Source organism: Mesobacillus sp. ABV4_180, assembly GCF_056158485.1.
The window spans coordinates 3959681-3977254 of record NZ_JBSWTJ010000001.1 but is presented as its reverse complement, the minus strand read 5'-3'; the positions used below and the strand labels follow the sequence as shown (position 1 = coordinate 3977254).

The window sequence follows — 17574 nt, the reverse complement described above, 5'->3', positions numbered from 1 at the left end:
ATGAAAATGAAACAGCTTGATTTATTCCTGGCATTTTTCCGAGTCGGAATGCTTGGGTACGGCGGCGGTCCGTCATCGATTCCGCTCGTTCACAAAGAAGTAGTCGAGAAGTATAAATGGATGAATGATGATGAGTTTGCTGATGTCCTAGCTTTAGGAAATACACTTCCAGGGCCAATCGCCACCAAAATGGCTGGGTATATCGGTTACCGGGTTGCGGGCTTAACCGGAATGGTGAATGCCGTAGCAGCTACAATCGTACCGACCATATTATTGATGATTGTATTACTAACCTCGATTTCTTCATTTAAAGATCTACCCTGGGTGGCAGGGATGACAAAAGCCGTTGTTCCAGTCGTTGGTGTCATGCTGGCAACATTGACCTGGGATTTCTTCAAGAAATCGAATGAAACCCTCGGCAAGGTGATCTCTGTCTTAATGGTTGTTGGAGGCCTTGTACTGATGGAAGTGTTGAATGTCCATCCTGCAATCCTGATTCTTGTATTGTTAGTTCTTGCGCTGGCTAAGAAGGATAAGGTTCCTGAGGCTGAGAAAAACATAGAAAGAGGGGTTGGCTGATGATTTATTGGCATATATTCCTCGCCTTCTTCATCCCGGGTATAGTAGGTTATGGCGGCGGTCCCGCATCCATCCCTCTGGTTGAAAATGAAGTGGTCGACCGCTATGGCTGGCTGACGGTTCCGGAATTCAGCGAAGTGCTGGCAATCGGAAATGCCTTGCCAGGCCCAATCGCGACAAAAATGGCAGGTTATATTGGGTATGAACAGGGAGGAATCCTTGGCGCTGCCGTAGGCATTTTCGCTACAGTTGCCCCATCACTATTGTTGATGATCGTCCTCCTCGGAGTATTATACCGATTCAAAGATTCACCCAAAGTTAAAAGAATGACCAATTACATTAGGCCAATCATAGCGGTACTGCTGGGCGTAATGACTTACAACTTTTTCTTTAGTTCTTATGTGGACACAGGTTTAGTGCAAACATTATTCCTGATTGTTGCCAGTTACTTGCTGTTGGAAAAATGGAAGGTGCATCCGGCCTATGTCATTACAGCTTCCTTGGCTTATGGCGGTATATTCCTATAGTTTTAAGAACCCATCCATGGAGGATGGGTTCTCTTTTGGAAAAAATTTCTTGACTTATTTTGAATGAGATAATATTATCATTATTGATAATGATAATATTCGGAAACTAAACACAGCAGGTGATCACGATGAAGGAAACGAAAGCAGATTTAATTATACACCCAGTACGGATGAAGGTTCTTCAAACGTTAGCCAGCGGGAGGAGGAAAACGGTACAGCAAATTGCTGAAAAGCTGCCGGAAGTGCCACAGGCGACCTTATATCGCCATCTGAAAAAACTGCTTGATGGAAGTATCATTGAAGTAGTTGAGGAAAATCAGGTACGAGGTACGATTGAGAAGGTCTATGCATTGCCGAAAAATAATGAAGTCCTTTCAAGAGAAGAGGTGCTCAAAGCCGGACCGGATGAGCATCTTGATTATTTTATTAAGTTTCTGGCGAATGTACTGATGGACTTTGAATCCTATATCCGCCAGCCCAACTATGATTTCCAAAAAGACATGGCGAGCTTCAGGACGGCAACATTATATGCCAGCGATGAGGAATACAGTGAATTTATCACGAAGTACGTGGAATTGATTACGCCGCTGCTTCGCAATGAGGAAGCACCGGACAGGAAGAAACGGACACTTACCAATATTTTAACAACCCATAATAATTTTGAAGAGGGGAATAAGGATGATGAACGCCCAGATGGTTAATGAGGAGATCTCATTTAAAAGCGATGTCAATTTAAAAGGTACATTATTAGTGCCGGATTTAGGGAAGGAATCTTACCCGACAATTATGTTCCTGCCCGGGTCTGGACAGTTGAACCGTGATGGCAGCACACCTAAGGGGAAATTCAAATTCGACCTATACAAGGACCTGGCTGAGCTGTGCACTTCCCTTGGTTTTGCTGCGTTCCGTTACGATAAAAGAGGCGTTGGCGAAAGTGAAGGAGATTATCATTCTGCCGGGCTTTCCGATGCCTTGAAGGATGGAGAGGCGGCATTGGATATGCTGGCAGCCCATCCGAAGGTCGACGAGAGCAAGGTCATCATCATCGGACATAGCGAAGGCTGTATGGTCGGCACTGCCCTCAATGCTAGAAGGCCGGCAGCCGGATTGGTCCTCCTTTCTGGTGGTGGTGAAACACTTAAGGAAGCGCTGGATCATCAAAGACAGTTGCTTTATAAAGAGATGAGAGAAAAGAAGGGAATCCAGGGCTTCATCATCAAAAAGTTCAACACCCTCGATAAAGCCGAAAAACAAGCTCAGGGTACCTACAAGAAAATGGTCGATTCGGATAAAGACGTGATGAAAACATTGGGCTTCATCAAAATGCCAGCCAAATATTTCAGGGAGCATTTTGCGCTTGATATAGTAGAAGCGTTAGCGAAAGTGACTTGTCCGGTGCTCGCCATCAATGGCACAAAGGATTTCCAGGCCAACCCTGAAAAGCTGAAGCGCATTGAGCAATTTGTCCAGGGAGAATACGAAATCCATGTCGTTGAAAACATGGATCATGGCTTGAAGGAACAGGTTACGCCAATGACCCCTTCAACCTTCAAGAAAGATTATTTGAAAACAATCGGAAAGCCTATCCACCCCGAAGCGGTTAAGTATCTGACTAACTGGCTACAGAGATACCTTTAAACGTTAAAAGTCCCATTATCATAGTGATAACGGGACTTTTTCTTTTTCATTCAACAAATAGCTTAATCTTCGGGAATAACTTTAAAGCAGTATTGTAAAATACATCTTCGTAATGCTCCTGCGGAATCAGGTCCTTGATAAAATCGATGTACGGACCAATCGGGATCAGCGGCCAGTCCGTGCCGAACAGGAGCTTGTCGTAGGAGTCGGCAAATTCAAGGGCATGGCGCAGGTGGTCAAGGAAACGACCCTGGCTGCGTTTATCCAGGTCTGCCTTCGTGCCAACGATCAAACCTGACAAATCGGCAAATACATTCGGGTTTTTATAAATGATTTCTGCTCCTGTCAGCGTCCACGGATCCCCGAAATGGGCCATCATGAAATTCACGTCACGGTGCTTGACCGCCACTTCATCAATCGCCATAGGATGGGAATATTTCAGGTACCCGCGTTCCGAATAGGTATCGCCGGTATGGAACACGACCGGAAGCTGATATTTTGCAGCCAGCTTGTAGACCGGTTCGTACACTTCATCATAGGCATAAAAAGGATAGTAACCAAGATAAATTTTGATTCCAACTATTTTCGGCTTTTGCAGCTCTGCTTCAAGACGGGCGAGGGCTGCTTCATCAAGGTCATAAGGATTAACCCCGGCACAGCAAACAATGTTGGCCGGAATCTCTGCCTCCATGTCCAGTCCCATCGGCGTCCGGGATTCATAATCGGGAAAGCCCATCTTGTCAGTTTCGGTCAGGCCCATGCCGATTCCGAGGACGACATTGGCATCCTTGTATTCCTTGAGGATGCCAGCGCTTGAGTAGTTGACAAATGACAGTGTCTCTGCTGTTTCATAAAAGGATTTAATGTTGGACAGGTGCATATGGACATCGATGATTTTCATAGTTTCTCCTTTTAAAATTGAACTCTTCTTATTTTTTTCAACAGATCTTCGGCCAGCGTGCGCTCATCAAACAGCAGGAACAAAGGAGAGCTTTTCTTGAATTCCCCTTGATGTCTTGAGGCTATCTGGAAAACTTCTTTATTTGTATACGCTTCAGTTGGTCCGGCATCGTTATTAGGGATAATGTAGAACTTATCCTCTGAGAAATTCGAGGTAATAAACGAACCTCCATCCAGAAGCATCGGAATCTCCTGACTGCCTGCATGATACGTATGTGCCTGCTTGCTGCCATTGCTTGAAATCCGGAAATCTTTCAGCTGGTTTCCGCCGACAAACAGGTCTGTGACCCAGACTTCATCAACGAGGTTTTTCCCGCACGCGTCCTTCACTTCTGAAAAAGAGGCGACAACCGGCACTCCTGGTAGCATCAAATAATATTGTGCATACTGTACGCCTTTCCACTGCTTATGCTCCTTGAACTCAGTGGTGATCGCCAGACCGGTCCATTTGTTGCCTTCACTGTCCGCACGTTCAATCACTGCAGCATGGCTAGTTTCTTTTAGCAATGAGAAAGTGTTGATTCCGTTTGGCGCGGTTTTCATCCCGCCGGCCCACGGATTCCACCAGCTTTTCGCTGTTAACTCTGGATAGCAGTGGTCGAGCCACTCATGGCCATTGACTGTCATCGAATAGACACCAGGATAGAAATCCGGATCCGCCTTCAAGGTGATGACACCGTTATCAATGATGAAAATTCCATCTTCCGTTTCAGCAGAAACCGTTCCCGATGGAGAAAGAAGAAGTTCACTGAATCTCGCTTCCGTCCCGTTGCCAATGTATGTGGCTTCATGGATGGACAGTGGTTTCAGAGTTGCTGTTGGCATTGTAAAAGAATGCGAGATTTTCTCCATATCGGCGGTAATTTCATAAACTTCATTCCCAATCAATAAAGTTCCATCCAGGTAGCTATTCCGGTACGTTTTTAAAGTGATCTCTAAGTCAGTATCAGGCTGGACCACCAGTTTGCTAACCTTCAGACTTAAGTCACTGGTCGTTTCAGGCTTCTTGCGGACCGGCATTTGCTGTGCATAAGAGATGAGCTCGTCGACATTCTGGAAGGCTCCGAGTGACAGGGTAATGGTTCCTGACACTGCTTTGCACCCGGGTTCAAGCTTTCCGAATTGGTCCTCAATGATGAATTGCCATCCCTCAGGACCTGCGTTGCTTTCTTTAGACCAGGCCAATCCGATCGGGCCGGAATGTCCTTCGGTAAAATACCAGTTCCCTGTCATTCTTTCTGATTCCAGTTCGCCAATTTCCATGATTCGATTTTCGGAAAAATAAACAACCTCGCCGTCGAGCGGGAAGTAGACACGCTCGATCTCATGATAAATCGGCTGGCTGAAGGCTACATCAATGTGGATATTCGCTCCCTTATTCTCAACTTCTGCCCATGTATGGATCATTCCATCACCGAACAAACGGTATGTCTGAGTTAAGTGCAGTCCCTCCATCTCAGATGATTCCAGACAGATTTTTAAATCCATCGAGCTATCTTTCGCAACCCAGGTAACCGAGGAAGGTTTTTTCTTTGTGAACTCGAGCGAATACGGTTTCCCGAGCTTCGGTGTCATGAAAGCAACAGGCTGATTCTTCTTGTTGTTTTTAGCGGCAGTTGTCAGGAGATCACGTTTGCGGACGTTGATTTGTCCGAGACCATTGAAAATATGCCAAAAATCCTTTGACTCACCGCCGAACTTTTCACCAGGCCCTTTGAAAGCAACCGAGATGTTCTGCTCGAACGCCAGCTTCTGGCCATCCGCTTTGGCTGCTGTAATTGTCAGCTCAGGCTTGTAAAATCCATGCTGTTTTACCGTTAATGGAACAGTGACCGTCTCCCGGCCGCGAGCAGGAACGTTCACGGTGAATTTTTGCTTTTCTAAAACTACCTGCTCATCTTCAGGGAAAGTTAATAGAAATTCAGCGCTCTCTCTCAAGTTATTGCTAATTTCCACTTCAATAGAAGTTTCTTTTTCCAAGAAAGATAGATTCCCAGAGTAGCTGGCTTCTAATTTTGCCGGGTTGATCGGGAAGATCCCCAGCTTCAATTCGCATTCAAGGCCGTTGATCCACACTGTTGCCTTGATGCTTGGATGTGTCCGCCAGTGGCTCGGTTCTTCTCCTTTTTCAACGATGAATGATGCTGATAGAGTAAGCTCATCATCTACCATTTGTTCCGTAGCGAAGTCATATTTAACACGTCCGTTGTCAGTACCGCTTGCCTTGAAGGAGAGTGGAGATGTGCTCTTGTTCACGACGATGATCTCGATTTCCCGATTTTCCTCCTGGATGACTTCATGGTCCGCCATCTTTATCTGCAGGAGGAAGTCGTCCGTTTCAATCAAGCTGATGCCCCGGCTCGTTCGTTCAAATTGGACCCGCGCAGAAGTGGTCTCGTTCTGCCAGCTATATTCATAGAATGTGAAGCCCTTCTCTTTGAGTCCGTCCGGCTTTACTTCTATTAATCTAGTGCTGTTCTCATACCAATCCAGTTTTTCAAAGACAGGCTTTAACAGCGGGGTGTTCAGGACCTGTGGAATGAAATTCATCAGGTGGGTCGAGTCATCCCTGTCTTCCCAGAAAAAGCCACACTTTTTATAAAGCGGAACGGCCTTCGTATTCCCGGCCCAGGTGTAAAGATCAAGACGAGGCCAGCCAAGCTCTACCGTTTTTTTCAGCGCCTGAAGCAAGAGCTTCTTGCCAATCTTATGCCCGTGATAATCCGTGCGGACATTGAGAAGGGGGATATACAGCGAGCCAGTATCCTCCTTATACTCAGACAAACCGCAGTATCCGACGACTTCCTCACCGTCCAGCGCAAGATAAAGCTCGATGTTGTCAGAGTTATCCTCTTTCTTTTTAACCTGTTCCTCCGTCATGACGCGCGTATCTCCGCCCCAGCCATCACGACTCAGGTTCCACATCTTGGCGACCCCTGCCGCCAAACCTTCATGATACTTAACGATTTGGATTACCTTGTTCAATTGTGTCACGTTCATTTTCCTCCCTTAACTATGGGCCATCTTCCTTTTTAGATAAAATCAGCTGCATTTTTGAATTGTCCATGTTACTGAACCTCCTTTTTTTTATTAGGAATGTTTTTCCACTCCCACACTTATCGTATAGGGAAATTTTAATAGTGTAAAGAAAATTTAGAATTTATCGTTTTTTTATAATGGTGGATTCAGATAAGAGAAAATAACCTGTTCAGGTATTAAGCAAACCTAGTTTCTTTTTCAGCATAACCTGCAGGCGAAAATATCATTTCTATTAAAAATGATTCAAATGACCATACCGCGAGAGTGGCTTGTACATATGATGCTAAGGCAAAGAGATAGATTTCAAGTGTTCTCTTTGTAAAAAAAATAATAGAAAGGATGGAATGTATGAAATTTGCAAGAATGAACACAGATGCTCACTTGCCATTGGGTAGGCAAGCAAAGGCATCCGTTTCAAAACAGGCACAGGATGTGGTGGTTTTCCAGGAGGGCTTTACGGTCATCCCGAATCCGACTCAATGTTATCTGGCTGGTACAGACAAAGTTGACTTTTCAGGACTGGCAGATTTTTCTGTGGTGACATCTGTAACAGATGGAGTCCAAACCGTATCATTTGATCAGCCATTGGAAAAATTCCAAGTGCCAACAACCTGGCGAACCTGGTCTTCACCTCCGTTCTCTGAATCACCTACACCTGCAGTTCTCTACAATACTGATTCTACTTTGACGATCACATTGTTCCAGCCTTCAGAGGTGTTTGGTTTCGAATTGGAGCCGAACGCTTTTGGTGCGTTCGACTATACTGCAGAATTTTTCGCCGGTGCGGTATCATTGGGAACTATTACACAGAACGTGAATGGCAATGCAGGGGCCCGCTTATATGCTGCCTCAACTGAACCAATTACAAGCGTAGTCATCACAGGTGATCCTTCTTCAGGATTCGCGATTGCCCAATTGCGCTACGCAATCGAAAGCCCATTCTGTGAGGATTTTCCGGTCGATCGGATCATCCCATTCTCCTGCACCATTGATACGGAATTTGATGTAATTGCCTTTGGTGTTCCAGTGTTAGCTGGTTTTAACGAAGATGTCGAATGTACCATCGGTTCTTGTTTATTGCCAGTGGATATTCCGCTTCCGGATGGAACAACGATCAACTGCTGCATCGAGGTTGATACCGTAAACTATACCGGCACAGCTCGCTTATTATTGACTGTACCCGCTACATTCGAAATTGAATGTCCAGAACCTCAGGCTGTAGAACTAAATTGTGCTGCTGACATTGAAATCGATCAGACATGCTTTAGCTGCTTAGGCGAAGGAGTTTGTGCAGAATCCATTTGTAATTTGCTCACCTTGGATACAATTGGAGCAACCCAAACGGCTCCTAATCAGATTGTCATCTCTGGTACGGTAGTATTCAGCTGTCCGGAAGAAGAGTAAGAGAGATCCAAGCCTTGTTATGAATGCTCCATAGCGTCATAACGGGGCTTTTCTTATTTTTACAATAAAATAAATAGATAGAGATATAATGAAAACAAGGGATAGTAATCAGGAAAAGGAGTGGGGAAAATGGGCGAGAAAATTTATTGGGATATCCTTGACTATATTAATGGGAATATATATATCGCTGCTACAAGCAAAGGCTTATGCTATGTAGGAACACCTGGACAGACTAATGATGGATTTTTAAGCGTTATACATAAACTTTTTCCAGCAGCTCAGCTCGAAAAAAATGTTGAAGTGCTAAAGCCGTATATAAATGAAATGGTCGAGTACTTCAAGGGCGAACGTAAATCATTTTCATTGTCAGTCCATGTAAAGGGGACTCCCTTCCAGGAGGCGATTTGGAATGCGCTGAAGGAAATTCCTTATGGTAAGACTTACTCTTATTCCGATATTGCCCAAAAGATCGGCAAGCCTGCAGCAGTCAGGGCAGTTGGTACGGCAATCGGCGCAAATCCGGTATTGATTACAGTACCCTGCCACCGGGTCATCGGCAAAAATGGCGCGATCACCGGGTACAGAGGCGGAACAGAGATGAAGCAATATCTTTTGAATTTAGAAAAAAAGCATGGCGGGAATTCAAAATAATGAGCTAGGCCAGCTGCCAATAACGGTATCTGGCTTTTATTTTTATAGAGAGAAAATTTTTCCAATGTTGTATAATCTAATTACTTTTAACCTGGCTGGGGGAGTGGAAGTTACATGGGTTTAACCGAATTGAATCAACAAGTTTTCAGGATGATCAACGACCTCGGAAAGCAATACGAGAGTCTCAATCCTGTCATGGTCTTTATTGCGGAGAATGCGATCTATCTTTTGGCGGCAGCAGTACTGTTTTATTTAATCAGTGGCAAGCCCGGAAACAGGCTGATGGTGGTTAGTGGGTTAATTGCGTTGGTTGTTGCCGAGGTGGCTGGGAAGGTTGCGGGGATGTTCCATTCCAATAGCCAGCCATTTGCCGAACTGGCCGATGTGAATAAGCTGATCGATATGGGGGTCAACAACTCTTTTCCGAGTGACCATACGATTATCTTCTTCACAATGGCGGTTACCTTCTGGCTCTATAAAAGGAAACATACGTATTTGTGGGTTTTGCTTGCATTGACAGTCGGTTTTTCACGCATCTGGGCTGGCGTGCACTATCCTGCGGATGTCGCGGCAGGCGCTATTTTGGGTGCTGCTGCAGCGTATTTGGGATACCGTTTAATCCTGAATGTGAAATTGATGAAAAAGATCGACAATAAGGATTTGGCAGGCTAGTCAATGGAAAATCGCATAGCATGAAACCTTCCCGCAGGTAATCCGTATATAATGGATGCTGAGCTTGTGGATTGATTTATATCCGTCAGAACAGTAAAATTATTTTTGACAAAATTTTTTTCGGAGAGTGAATTTTTTTGGAAGTTCCCATAGGTTTAATTGTTTTATTAGGTGTTTTAATTCTTTTATCTGCCTTTTTCTCATCGGCAGAAACTGCTTTTTCCTCGGTAAATAGAATCAGGCTGAGAAACTATGTGGCTGAAGGCCGCGCTGGAAGCAAAAACGCATTATATATTTCGGAAAACTTCGATAATGCTTTATCTACAATTCTAGTAGGTAACAATATTGTTAATATCGCTGCAGCGAGTATTTCATCATCTGTGGCAGTTGATATTTTTGGAGCAAGCACCGGTCTTATTATCAGTACATTTGGTATGACCATCCTGATCCTGATTTTTGGTGAAATTTTACCGAAGTCAATTGCAAAGGAACATGCAGAGGCCTATTCACTGAAAATTTCCGGCATCCTGCTGCTGTTGATCAAGATCCTGACGCCAATCAATTTCCTGTTCAGCAAATTAAAGGCTTTTGTTTCGAGGGTATTCTCGAAGGATGGAGAAGCTCAGCCGTCTGTGACGGAAGAAGAAATTAAAGTGATGGTCGATATCAGTGAAGAAGAGGGCGTCATAAACAAGGATGAAAGGGAGCTCGTGCACCGGTCCCTGGAATTTAATGAAATCCTTGTCGGAGAAATTCTGACGCACCGCATGGATATGATTACAATCGACGTAAACCAGCCGCTTGAGGAAATCAAACAGATCTTCCTTGAAGAAAGATTCTCGCGGATTCCGGTTTATGAAGAAAATATAGATAATGTTATCGGATTCTTATCCGAACGTGAATTTTTTGCTGAGCTGATTCAGCATAATCATGTCAATGTCAGAGAGCTTCTGCGACAGCCGATGTTCGTGGTGAAGTCGATGAAAATCGCGACTCTGCTCCCTGAACTGCAAAGGACGAAGAGCCATATGGCCATCGTCGTCGATGAATTCGGCGGAACGTCTGGTTTGATCACACTTGAGGACATCCTTGAAGAGCTGGTCGGCGAGATCTGGGATGAGCATGATGAAAAAGTCAACATCATGACAAAAATCGATGAGAACACTTATGAGTTTGATGCCCAATATGACCTTGATGACTTTGCAGAACTATTCAATGTGCCAATGCCGGAAACTTCGTACCACAATCTGGGCGGATGGATTTTCGAAACATTGGAGAGCATTCCGGAAAACGGCGATACCTTTGACTACCAAAACCTGCGGATCATCGTCCAGGAAGTTGAAAATCACCGAATCCGTAAAATTAAAACAGAAATCATGCCAGTTGTTGAAACGGAAGAATAAAAAGAAGGTGGAGTCAGGCGTTTTAGTGCCTGGCTCCACCTTTTTTTATGAAAAACTAGCAGCAAGAAGTGTCACCGCCGCAGCAAGCGTCTTTTTTCTCTTCTGTTTCCTGGACCTCTTTGATCTCAACATTGCAGCAATCAGACTTGGAGTTGCTGCCCATCAGGATTTTGATAATATTAGCCATTGATTTCACCTCCTTTCATCAATTTTATTTGATTTATTATACAAAGTAGAACACAAAACCAGAGATGGTAGACATCGTGATGACGGATGCAATGAAGGCAATCACAAGCTGTTTCTTGAAGATGGATTTCAACAGGATGACTTCAGGCAGGCTGGCGCCGGCTGAGCTAATCATCATCGCCATTACCGGGCCAAGGGCCATTCCTTTTAAAATCAGCATTTGCGAAATCGGGATCATGCTGGAAAGACGGATGTACAATGGGATACCGGCAATGGCAGCGACAGGTATTAACCACCAAGCATCGTGACCGAACCATTTTGAAATGAATTCAGTTGGAACAAGTCCGTGGATCACTGCACCGATGGCGGCACCGATGAGCAGATAAGGGTAGACGCTCTTCATCAGTGACCATGTTTCATTCACTGCGAACTTCCAATTGAACTTTTGATTCTTTTCTTCATAACCGGACATCATGACATTTTTGACATACCGCTGGAAGCCAAGCTTATCAAGGGTAAAACCAATGATTACAGAGAATACACTCGTGATGACTGTGTAAATGATCGTCACCTTCCAGCCCATCACCACACCCATTATTGTTAAAATCGTAGGGTCAAGCACCGGAGAAGCGAAGAGGAAAACCATGACGATTGAAAACGGGATTTTCTTTTTCAGCATGTTGACGACGACTGGGATTGTGGAGCAGGAGCAGAATGGTGTGATAAAGGCGAACAGGATGGCGGCAAAGCTTGCGAACACTTTATTGCGTCCTGTCAGTTTCCTTTCAATTTTTTCATATGGAATGTATCCCTGCAGCAGGCTGATTACAAAGGAAATTCCGATAAAAAGCACGGTCAATTCAAGGGCGATCCAAAAAAAACTTTTCAGAAATTCAATCATCATTTTCCTCTACCTTCTTCCTATTATTTGCTTACGCGTTAGCTGGAACTGTGCAGCATTGAGGCTGCGGTTTTTGAACTCGGGCTGGCCATGGGAATGGCTTCGTTTCGGGCTGCTCAAAGAACTTCCATGCATGTTTTGCTTTTCGTTCAACTTCCTGCTGTTTCAACTGTGCCAGTGCTTGATAATCTTGATAAAACATATATATCCTCTCCTTAATCAAAATATGTTGATTTATTTATCAAAAAAAATTGATTAATACCTTGAAAATGAAACCTAACTAACAACAGCTAGGTCTAAACAAGCAGCAAAGCTCTGGAGATAGTAGGTGGTTGATTTCTATGGTGTTTACTTTGTAATAGCTCCAGGTTCCTCTTGTTTCCTTTGTGATCAATTCCGCATCGAGCAGAATTTTTAAATGATAAGACAGCTTCGATTGAGGCATGTCGATGATCTCACTGAGATCACAGACGCAGCTGGAGTCTTGCTGGCAAAGCAGATTCAGGATGTGCAGGCGTTTTTGGTCGGCAAGGGCTTTGAATTTCTTCTCGTACTTTTCAAAGGTGCTTTGAAGCGGCGGTTCCTTTGGGGCTTTAGCGTTATTGGTCAGTTCTGTTAAAGGAATGAATTTTTCCACTCTCAGCTCTCCTTAATCAAAATCTCTTGATATATTGTATTATATTTCCTGTGGATCCATTTTGCAACTGTTAAATCAAAAAAAGTTGATTTAATTTATAATTTCTTATTTTTAAGGAATATTAAGAATCCGTAAATTTCCTATATAACTATTGAACATATAAGCAAATCATTATATGATGATACGGTAACTGGAGGTGGAGAGCAATTGATTAAGCAAAGTATTGAAATGGATCAGGCTGCTGCTATTTTGAAGCTGCTTGGGGACAAAACGCGTTTGACAATGATGAGGATTCTTGCGGACCATGATTGCTGTGTCTGTGAGTTTGTGGCGATGTTCGATACGAGCCAGCCGGCGATCAGCCAGCATATCCGGAAGTTGAAAGACGCAGGCATGGTAAAAGAGAGCAGAAGAGGGCAATGGATATTTTATTCATTGAACCGACAGTATGAGCATTTTGAATTTGTGCAATTGCTCATGGATGCACTGCCAAGCCAGGAAGAAAAATTAACGGAACTTGAAAAGCAAGGAAAACGGATTTCTTGTGAATAACGGAGGTGTTTCAGTTTGTCATTAGCGATCATAGCTTCACTGATCTTTCTGGCGACCCTGACTTTGGTCATCTGGCAGCCAAAAGGTTTGAGCATCGGCTGGTCTGCCATGGGTGGAGCGCTAATAGCTTTAGTATTCGGTGTTGTTACTTTCCAGGACGTGATTGATGTAACAGGAATCGTCTGGAATGCAACCCTTACTTTTATCGCACTCATTATTATTTCACTTATTTTAGACGAAATTGGATTCTTCGAATGGTCCGCCCTGCATATGGCACGGGCAGCAAAGGGAAATGGAGTCAAGATGTTTGTCTATGTAACCCTTCTTGGTGCAGGTGTTGCAGCGCTGTTTGCAAATGATGGGGCAGCATTGATTTTGACACCGATTGTTCTCGCAATGGTGCGGAACCTGAAATTCGAGGAAAAAATGGTGTTTCCTTTTATTATGGCGAGTGGATTCATTGCCGATACGACTTCATTGCCGCTTGTAGTCAGCAATCTGGTCAATATCGTCTCTGCCGACTACTTTAATATTGGATTCGTCGAATATGCTTCACGAATGATCGTACCGAATTTCTTCTCATTGGGCGCAAGTATGCTGGTCCTGTATTTATTTTTCCGGAAAAGCATCCCAAAGAATTACGATATGTCTGATCTGAAGAAGCCTGCAGAAGCGATCAAGGATATGAAGATGTTCCGCTTATCCTGGGGTGTATTGAGCATTCTGCTTGTCGGCTACTTCCTAAGTGAATTCCTGAATATCCCGGTATCATTCATCGCTGGTATCGTGTCGATTTTCTTCTTGATGATGGCGAGGAGAAGCCCGGCTGTTCACACTTCTAAAGTCATTAAAGGTGCGCCATGGGCGATTGTTTTCTTCTCAATCGGCATGTACGTAGTCGTATATGGACTACGAAACGCCGGCCTGACGAACCTGCTTGCTGATGTCATCCAGGCAACTGCTGATCAGGGATTATTTGTGGCAACAATCGGCATGGGCTTCATCGCGGCGATTCTTTCATCGATCATGAACAATATGCCGACCGTCATGATTGATGCGCTTGCGATTGCGGATACTAACACAACCGGTGTAGTCCGTGAAGCGCTGATCTACGCAAATGTCATCGGATCCGATCTTGGGCCGAAAATCACGCCGATTGGCTCACTGGCAACACTGCTCTGGCTGCACGTTCTTTCATTGAAAGGCGTCAAGATTTCATGGGGCACATATTTTAAAACCGGAATCATTTTAACCATTCCTACACTGTTCATTACTCTGGTAGGTCTATATATTTGGTTACTAATAATCTAAACAAGAGGAGCGATTCTAAATGTCAAACAAAAAAACAATCTACTTCTTATGTACTGGAAACTCTTGCAGAAGCCAAATGGCTGAAGGATGGGGAAAAAAATATCTTGGTGACGAGTGGGAAGTGAAGAGTGCGGGTCTTGAAGCGCACGGCTTGAATCCTAATGCTGTCAAGGCAATGAATGAGGTTGGAATCGATATTTCTGGCCACACTTCAGATACGATCGATCCGGAAATCTTGAACAATGCAGATTTAGTAGTCACTCTATGCGGCCATGCAGATGAGCATTGTCCAATGACACCTCCTCATGTGAAACGAGAACACTGGGGCTTCGACGATCCGGCAAAAGCGGAAGGAACAGAAGAAGAAAAATGGGCTTTCTTCCAGCGTGTGCGCGATGAAATCAGCGACCGCATTAAAACATTTGCTGAGACTGGAAAATAAAAAAAAGCAAACAGCCAAGGGAATGACTCTTGGCTGTTGTTTTAAATACATACTTACGGAGAGGAGAAAATGCGATGAAGACAATCAAAATCTTTGACCCGGCATTGTGCTGCCCTACAGGTGTGTGCGGACCAAGTGTCGATCCGGAGTTAACGAGGGTTGCCTCTGCGATTTTTTTATTGGGAAAAAAGGGCTATACAATCAGCCGCTATAATCTTGCCAATGACCCTGGCGCATTTGTTGAACATAAAGAAGTGAATCAGGTTTTACATGAACAAGGTCCGGATGCCTTGCCGCTTGTTTTGGTAGACGGAAAAGTCGAGAAAATTGGAAGTTACCCTTCTAATGAAGAGTTTGCAAGCTGGCTCGGGGTTGACCTGAAGGAACTGACTCCTGAGAAACCGCGCAATAACCTGCTGTAAGGAAGGAGAAAAGACATGTTCCAAACTTTCCATCCGAAATTTGTAGTCAACACCCCTTACCTCTTTTTTACCGGAAAAGGCGGGGTGGGGAAAACATCCACTGCCTGTGCCACAGCTGTTGCGCTGGCGGATACGGGAAAAAAAGTATTAATCGTCAGCACGGATCCCGCTTCAAACCTGCAGGACGTGTTTGATTTCGAAATCGGCAACCAGCCAGTTGAAGTGCCATCGGTTCCGAATTTGTCAGCATGCAATATAGATCCAGAAGAATCTGCGAGGCAATACCGGGAAAAAGTGATCTCACCTTATCGTAACGCCCTGCCAGAGAGCGTGGTCGCGACGATGGAAGAGCAGCTTTCAGGTGCTTGTACGGTTGAAATTGCCGCTTTTGATGAGTTCTCCAATTTGCTGACGAATCAGGATTTGATCAGCCAATACGATCATATTTTGTTCGATACGGCACCGACTGGCCATACGCTCAGGCTGCTGCAGCTGCCGACCGCCTGGAGCAGCTTTCTAGAGGAAAGTACTCATGGCGCATCATGCCTTGGACCGCTGTCCGGTCTTGGAGAGAAAAAGAAGCTGTACAGTTCGACGGTAAAAGCCCTGTCAGATCCTAAAATGACTACACTGATCCTTGTTACAAGACCTGAACGTTCATCGATGCTTGAAGCGGAGCGGGCATCCAGTGAGCTGAAAGATATTGGAATGGAAAACCAGGTCGTCATCGTAAATGGGCTCATGCAAAAACAGGTACATGATGATCCAATCTCGAAAGCATTCTTTGTCCGCCAGCAAACCGCGTTGGAAGAAATGCCAGCAAAGCTGAAGCAGGTTGGGATGTTCTCGATTCCTTTTGTGCCTTATTCATTAACAGGAGTGAAAAATCTTCGCCAGATGTTCAAGACGGTGACTTTTAGCGTTGAAAAACATGATGTGGATCTATCTGATGAACGTCTGCATTCCCTTCAGGATCTTGTGGAAGACTTTGCCGTAAAAGATCTTCGAATCATTTTTACGATGGGGAAGGGCGGGGTTGGCAAGACGACGATCGCGTCCGCAATCGCAGTGGGGCTTGCTGAAAAAGGCAAAAAGGTTCATTTGACGACGACCGATCCCGCTGCACATCTGGATTATACATTCAAGCAAAAGAATGCCCATGAAAATCTGATGATCAGCCGCCTTGATCCGAAGAAGGAAGTGGAGGCATACAAGGAAGCGGTATTGTCACAAAATAAGGACCAGTTAGACGAGGATGCCCTTGCTTATCTCGAGGAAGATCTGAATTCGCCTTGCACTGAAGAGATTGCTGTTTTCCAGGCATTTGCCGATATCGTGGAGAAGTCAAGGGAAGAAGTGGTCGTAATTGATACAGCACCAACAGGCCATACTTTGCTGTTGCTGAACTCTGCTGAATCCTATCATAAAGAAATCTCGCGTTCGACTGGCACGGTTTCGGACAGTGTGAAGAATCTATTGCCGAAATTGCGGAACCCAGATGAGACAAGCGTGGTCATCGTTACCCTGCCAGAAGCGACCCCTGTTCTGGAAGCGGAACGGTTATCAAATGATTTAAAAAGAGCGTCGATTGCTCCTGAATGGTGGGTGATCAACCAGAGTCTTTATGCGCAGCAAACGACTGATCCGATTTTACAGAGCAAAGCTGAAGCAGAAAAAGGCTGGATCAAGAAAGTCAGTGAAGAGATTGCCGAGAATACCAGCATTGTGCCATGGCAGCCAGAGGAAAAACTCGGATACGATAAAATGAAAGACTTGATTACAAATGGAAGGGTGGATATTAGATGAGCGGATACCAGGAATTGATTTCGAAGCGGATTTACATTGGCGGAGCTGATGCGATCCCAGATTTGCTGAAAAATGAAAAAATTGATGTAGTCTATGATTTGCGTGCAGAAAACACGGATGGCGAGTATGATTATAATCGCATGCATCAGCCGATCGTGGATAATGCCGAGCACCAGGATGAATCTGTGAAGCAGGCGATTGACGAGGTCATCAACGCATACGAATCTGGCAAGAACGTTTATTTCCACTGCTCTGGCGGAAAAAACAGGACAGGTACTGTTGCGATTGGGACATTGCTGAAGCTTGGAGAAGCTGCTAGCATTGAAGAAGCTGAAGCAAAGGCTAAAGGAATTCGCGAAGTCATCAATGTGAATCCAGAAATGAAGACAGCGCTGGGAAGATTGTTCCCAAACGCTTAAGATAGGAGGAATTATTGTGAAAATT

At 44.6% G+C, this 17574-nt stretch carries 20 protein-coding genes; 14 read left to right on the top strand and 6 right to left on the bottom strand.

From position 1 onward, the window contains the following. The first annotated feature begins 6 nt into the window (after nt 1-6). The 4 genes from ACXAEA_RS20305 (at nt 7) to ACXAEA_RS20290 (ending at nt 2744) form a co-directional block, all read left to right on the top strand. Nucleotides 7-579: a chromate transporter gene (locus tag ACXAEA_RS20305; protein ID WP_475097654.1), complete on the top strand. Its 573-nt coding sequence runs from the start codon at nt 7-9 to the stop codon at nt 577-579. After that, nucleotides 579-1106, top strand: coding sequence for a chromate transporter (locus ACXAEA_RS20300; RefSeq protein WP_475097653.1), 528 nt, complete (start codon nt 579-581; stop codon nt 1104-1106). Before ACXAEA_RS20305 ends, ACXAEA_RS20300 begins: the two co-directional genes overlap by 1 nt. 128 nt (nt 1107-1234) lie before the next feature. Continuing rightward, nucleotides 1235-1807, top strand: a complete 573-nt coding sequence (locus ACXAEA_RS20295) for a helix-turn-helix domain-containing protein (protein WP_475097652.1) — start codon at nt 1235-1237, stop codon at nt 1805-1807. After that, on the top strand, nt 1785-2744 hold the full coding sequence (locus ACXAEA_RS20290; RefSeq protein WP_475097651.1) for an alpha/beta hydrolase family protein: 960 nt from the start codon (nt 1785-1787) through the stop codon (nt 2742-2744). Before ACXAEA_RS20295 ends, ACXAEA_RS20290 begins: the two co-directional genes overlap by 23 nt. Before the next feature lie 46 nt (nt 2745-2790). Here the strand turns inward: ACXAEA_RS20290 and ACXAEA_RS20285 are convergent, their stop codons facing one another. After that, nucleotides 2791-3645, bottom strand: coding sequence for an amidohydrolase family protein (locus ACXAEA_RS20285; RefSeq protein ID WP_475097650.1), 855 nt, complete (start codon nt 3643-3645; stop codon nt 2791-2793). Nucleotides 3646-3656: 11 nt separating this feature from the next. Next, complete coding sequence (locus tag ACXAEA_RS20280; RefSeq protein WP_475097649.1) at nt 3657-6704, bottom strand: GNAT family N-acetyltransferase; 3048 nt, start codon at nt 6702-6704, stop codon at nt 3657-3659. Nucleotides 6705-7091: 387 nt separating this feature from the next. Here ACXAEA_RS20280 and ACXAEA_RS20275 point away from each other — a divergent pair, with 387 nt between their 5' ends. The 4 genes from ACXAEA_RS20275 (at nt 7092) to ACXAEA_RS20260 (ending at nt 10873) form a co-directional block, all read left to right on the top strand. Beyond that, nucleotides 7092-8147, top strand: a complete 1056-nt coding sequence (locus tag ACXAEA_RS20275) for a hypothetical protein (protein ID WP_475097648.1) — start codon at nt 7092-7094, stop codon at nt 8145-8147. A gap of 129 nt (nt 8148-8276) precedes the next feature. Beyond that, nucleotides 8277-8798: a methylated-DNA--[protein]-cysteine S-methyltransferase gene (locus ACXAEA_RS20270; protein WP_475097647.1), complete on the top strand. Its 522-nt coding sequence runs from the start codon at nt 8277-8279 to the stop codon at nt 8796-8798. A gap of 114 nt (nt 8799-8912) precedes the next feature. Continuing rightward, nucleotides 8913-9470 (top strand): undecaprenyl-diphosphatase, encoded by a 558-nt coding sequence (locus tag ACXAEA_RS20265; protein ID WP_475097646.1) that lies wholly within the window; start codon nt 8913-8915, stop codon nt 9468-9470. Nucleotides 9471-9607: 137 nt separating this feature from the next. Beyond that, nucleotides 9608-10873 (top strand): hemolysin family protein, encoded by a 1266-nt coding sequence (locus tag ACXAEA_RS20260; RefSeq protein ID WP_475097645.1) that lies wholly within the window; start codon nt 9608-9610, stop codon nt 10871-10873. A 55-nt stretch (nt 10874-10928) separates the two neighbouring features. On the opposite strand, the gene ACXAEA_RS20255 is transcribed toward ACXAEA_RS20260, so the two are convergent. The 4 genes from ACXAEA_RS20255 to ACXAEA_RS20240 all read right to left on the bottom strand — a co-directional run bounded on the left by ACXAEA_RS20255 (nt 10929) and on the right by ACXAEA_RS20240 (nt 12570). After that, nucleotides 10929-11060 (bottom strand): hypothetical protein, encoded by a 132-nt coding sequence (locus ACXAEA_RS20255; RefSeq protein ID WP_475097644.1) that lies wholly within the window; start codon nt 11058-11060, stop codon nt 10929-10931. 36 nt (nt 11061-11096) lie between these two features. After that, nucleotides 11097-11963: a permease gene (locus ACXAEA_RS20250; RefSeq protein ID WP_475097643.1), complete on the bottom strand. Its 867-nt coding sequence runs from the start codon at nt 11961-11963 to the stop codon at nt 11097-11099. Nucleotides 11964-11991: 28 nt separating this feature from the next. After that, the gene (locus tag ACXAEA_RS20245; protein WP_475097642.1) at nt 11992-12162 is read right to left on the bottom strand and encodes a hypothetical protein; all 171 of its coding nucleotides are present in this window, start codon (nt 12160-12162) and stop codon (nt 11992-11994) included. A gap of 78 nt (nt 12163-12240) precedes the next feature. Beyond that, entirely contained in the window at nt 12241-12570 is a 330-nt protein-coding gene (locus ACXAEA_RS20240; RefSeq protein ID WP_475098180.1) for an ArsR/SmtB family transcription factor, read from the bottom strand. A 234-nt stretch (nt 12571-12804) separates the two neighbouring features. Here ACXAEA_RS20240 and ACXAEA_RS20235 point away from each other — a divergent pair, with 234 nt between their 5' ends. From ACXAEA_RS20235 to ACXAEA_RS20210, 6 genes are all read left to right on the top strand, one after another. Continuing rightward, nucleotides 12805-13149 (top strand): ArsR/SmtB family transcription factor, encoded by a 345-nt coding sequence (locus tag ACXAEA_RS20235; RefSeq protein WP_475097641.1) that lies wholly within the window; start codon nt 12805-12807, stop codon nt 13147-13149. A 15-nt stretch (nt 13150-13164) separates the two neighbouring features. Continuing rightward, nucleotides 13165-14460 (top strand): arsenic transporter, encoded by a 1296-nt coding sequence (locus ACXAEA_RS20230; RefSeq protein ID WP_475097640.1) that lies wholly within the window; start codon nt 13165-13167, stop codon nt 14458-14460. Between the two features lie 19 nt (nt 14461-14479). Next, a complete protein-coding gene (arsC, locus tag ACXAEA_RS20225) occupies nt 14480-14902 on the top strand; it encodes an arsenate reductase (thioredoxin) (protein WP_475097639.1) in 423 nt (140 codons plus the stop codon). Nucleotides 14903-14976: 74 nt separating this feature from the next. Then, nucleotides 14977-15324: an arsenite efflux transporter metallochaperone ArsD gene (arsD, locus tag ACXAEA_RS20220; protein WP_475097638.1), complete on the top strand. Its 348-nt coding sequence runs from the start codon at nt 14977-14979 to the stop codon at nt 15322-15324. A gap of 15 nt (nt 15325-15339) precedes the next feature. Continuing rightward, nucleotides 15340-17130, top strand: a complete 1791-nt coding sequence (gene arsA, locus ACXAEA_RS20215; RefSeq protein ID WP_475097637.1) for an arsenical pump-driving ATPase — start codon at nt 15340-15342, stop codon at nt 17128-17130. Then, nucleotides 17127-17549 carry a protein-tyrosine phosphatase family protein gene (locus ACXAEA_RS20210; protein ID WP_475097636.1) on the top strand — a complete coding sequence of 141 codons (423 nt, stop codon included), beginning with the start codon at nt 17127-17129 and terminating at the stop codon, nt 17547-17549. The genes arsA and ACXAEA_RS20210 overlap by 4 nt, the downstream gene beginning before the upstream one ends. Nucleotides 17550-17574: the final 25 nt, after the last annotated feature.

What these genes read in the sequence shown, in the direction of transcription:
- arsD (WP_475097638.1), top strand. Translation starts at nt 14,977, where the DNA reads ATGAAGACAATCAAAATCTTTGACCCGGCATTGTGCTGCCCTACAGGT.
- ACXAEA_RS20255 (WP_475097644.1), bottom strand. Translation starts at nt 11,060, where the DNA reads ATGGCTAATATTATCAAAATCCTGATGGGCAGCAACTCCAAGTCTGAT.
- ACXAEA_RS20285 (WP_475097650.1), bottom strand. Translation starts at nt 3,645, where the DNA reads ATGAAAATCATCGATGTCCATATGCACCTGTCCAACATTAAATCCTTT.
- arsC (WP_475097639.1), top strand. Translation starts at nt 14,480, where the DNA reads ATGTCAAACAAAAAAACAATCTACTTCTTATGTACTGGAAACTCTTGC.
- arsA (WP_475097637.1), top strand. Translation starts at nt 15,340, where the DNA reads ATGTTCCAAACTTTCCATCCGAAATTTGTAGTCAACACCCCTTACCTC.
- ACXAEA_RS20275 (WP_475097648.1), top strand. Translation starts at nt 7,092, where the DNA reads ATGAAATTTGCAAGAATGAACACAGATGCTCACTTGCCATTGGGTAGG.
- ACXAEA_RS20280 (WP_475097649.1), bottom strand. Translation starts at nt 6,704, where the DNA reads ATGAACGTGACACAATTGAACAAGGTAATCCAAATCGTTAAGTATCAT.
- ACXAEA_RS20265 (WP_475097646.1), top strand. Translation starts at nt 8,913, where the DNA reads ATGGGTTTAACCGAATTGAATCAACAAGTTTTCAGGATGATCAACGAC.
- ACXAEA_RS20290 (WP_475097651.1), top strand. Translation starts at nt 1,785, where the DNA reads ATGATGAACGCCCAGATGGTTAATGAGGAGATCTCATTTAAAAGCGAT.
- ACXAEA_RS20250 (WP_475097643.1), bottom strand. Translation starts at nt 11,963, where the DNA reads ATGATGATTGAATTTCTGAAAAGTTTTTTTTGGATCGCCCTTGAATTG.
- ACXAEA_RS20210 (WP_475097636.1), top strand. Translation starts at nt 17,127, where the DNA reads ATGAGCGGATACCAGGAATTGATTTCGAAGCGGATTTACATTGGCGGA.
- ACXAEA_RS20245 (WP_475097642.1), bottom strand. Translation starts at nt 12,162, where the DNA reads ATGTTTTATCAAGATTATCAAGCACTGGCACAGTTGAAACAGCAGGAA.
- ACXAEA_RS20305 (WP_475097654.1), top strand. Translation starts at nt 7, where the DNA reads ATGAAACAGCTTGATTTATTCCTGGCATTTTTCCGAGTCGGAATGCTT.
- ACXAEA_RS20295 (WP_475097652.1), top strand. Translation starts at nt 1,235, where the DNA reads ATGAAGGAAACGAAAGCAGATTTAATTATACACCCAGTACGGATGAAG.
- ACXAEA_RS20270 (WP_475097647.1), top strand. Translation starts at nt 8,277, where the DNA reads ATGGGCGAGAAAATTTATTGGGATATCCTTGACTATATTAATGGGAAT.
- ACXAEA_RS20300 (WP_475097653.1), top strand. Translation starts at nt 579, where the DNA reads ATGATTTATTGGCATATATTCCTCGCCTTCTTCATCCCGGGTATAGTA.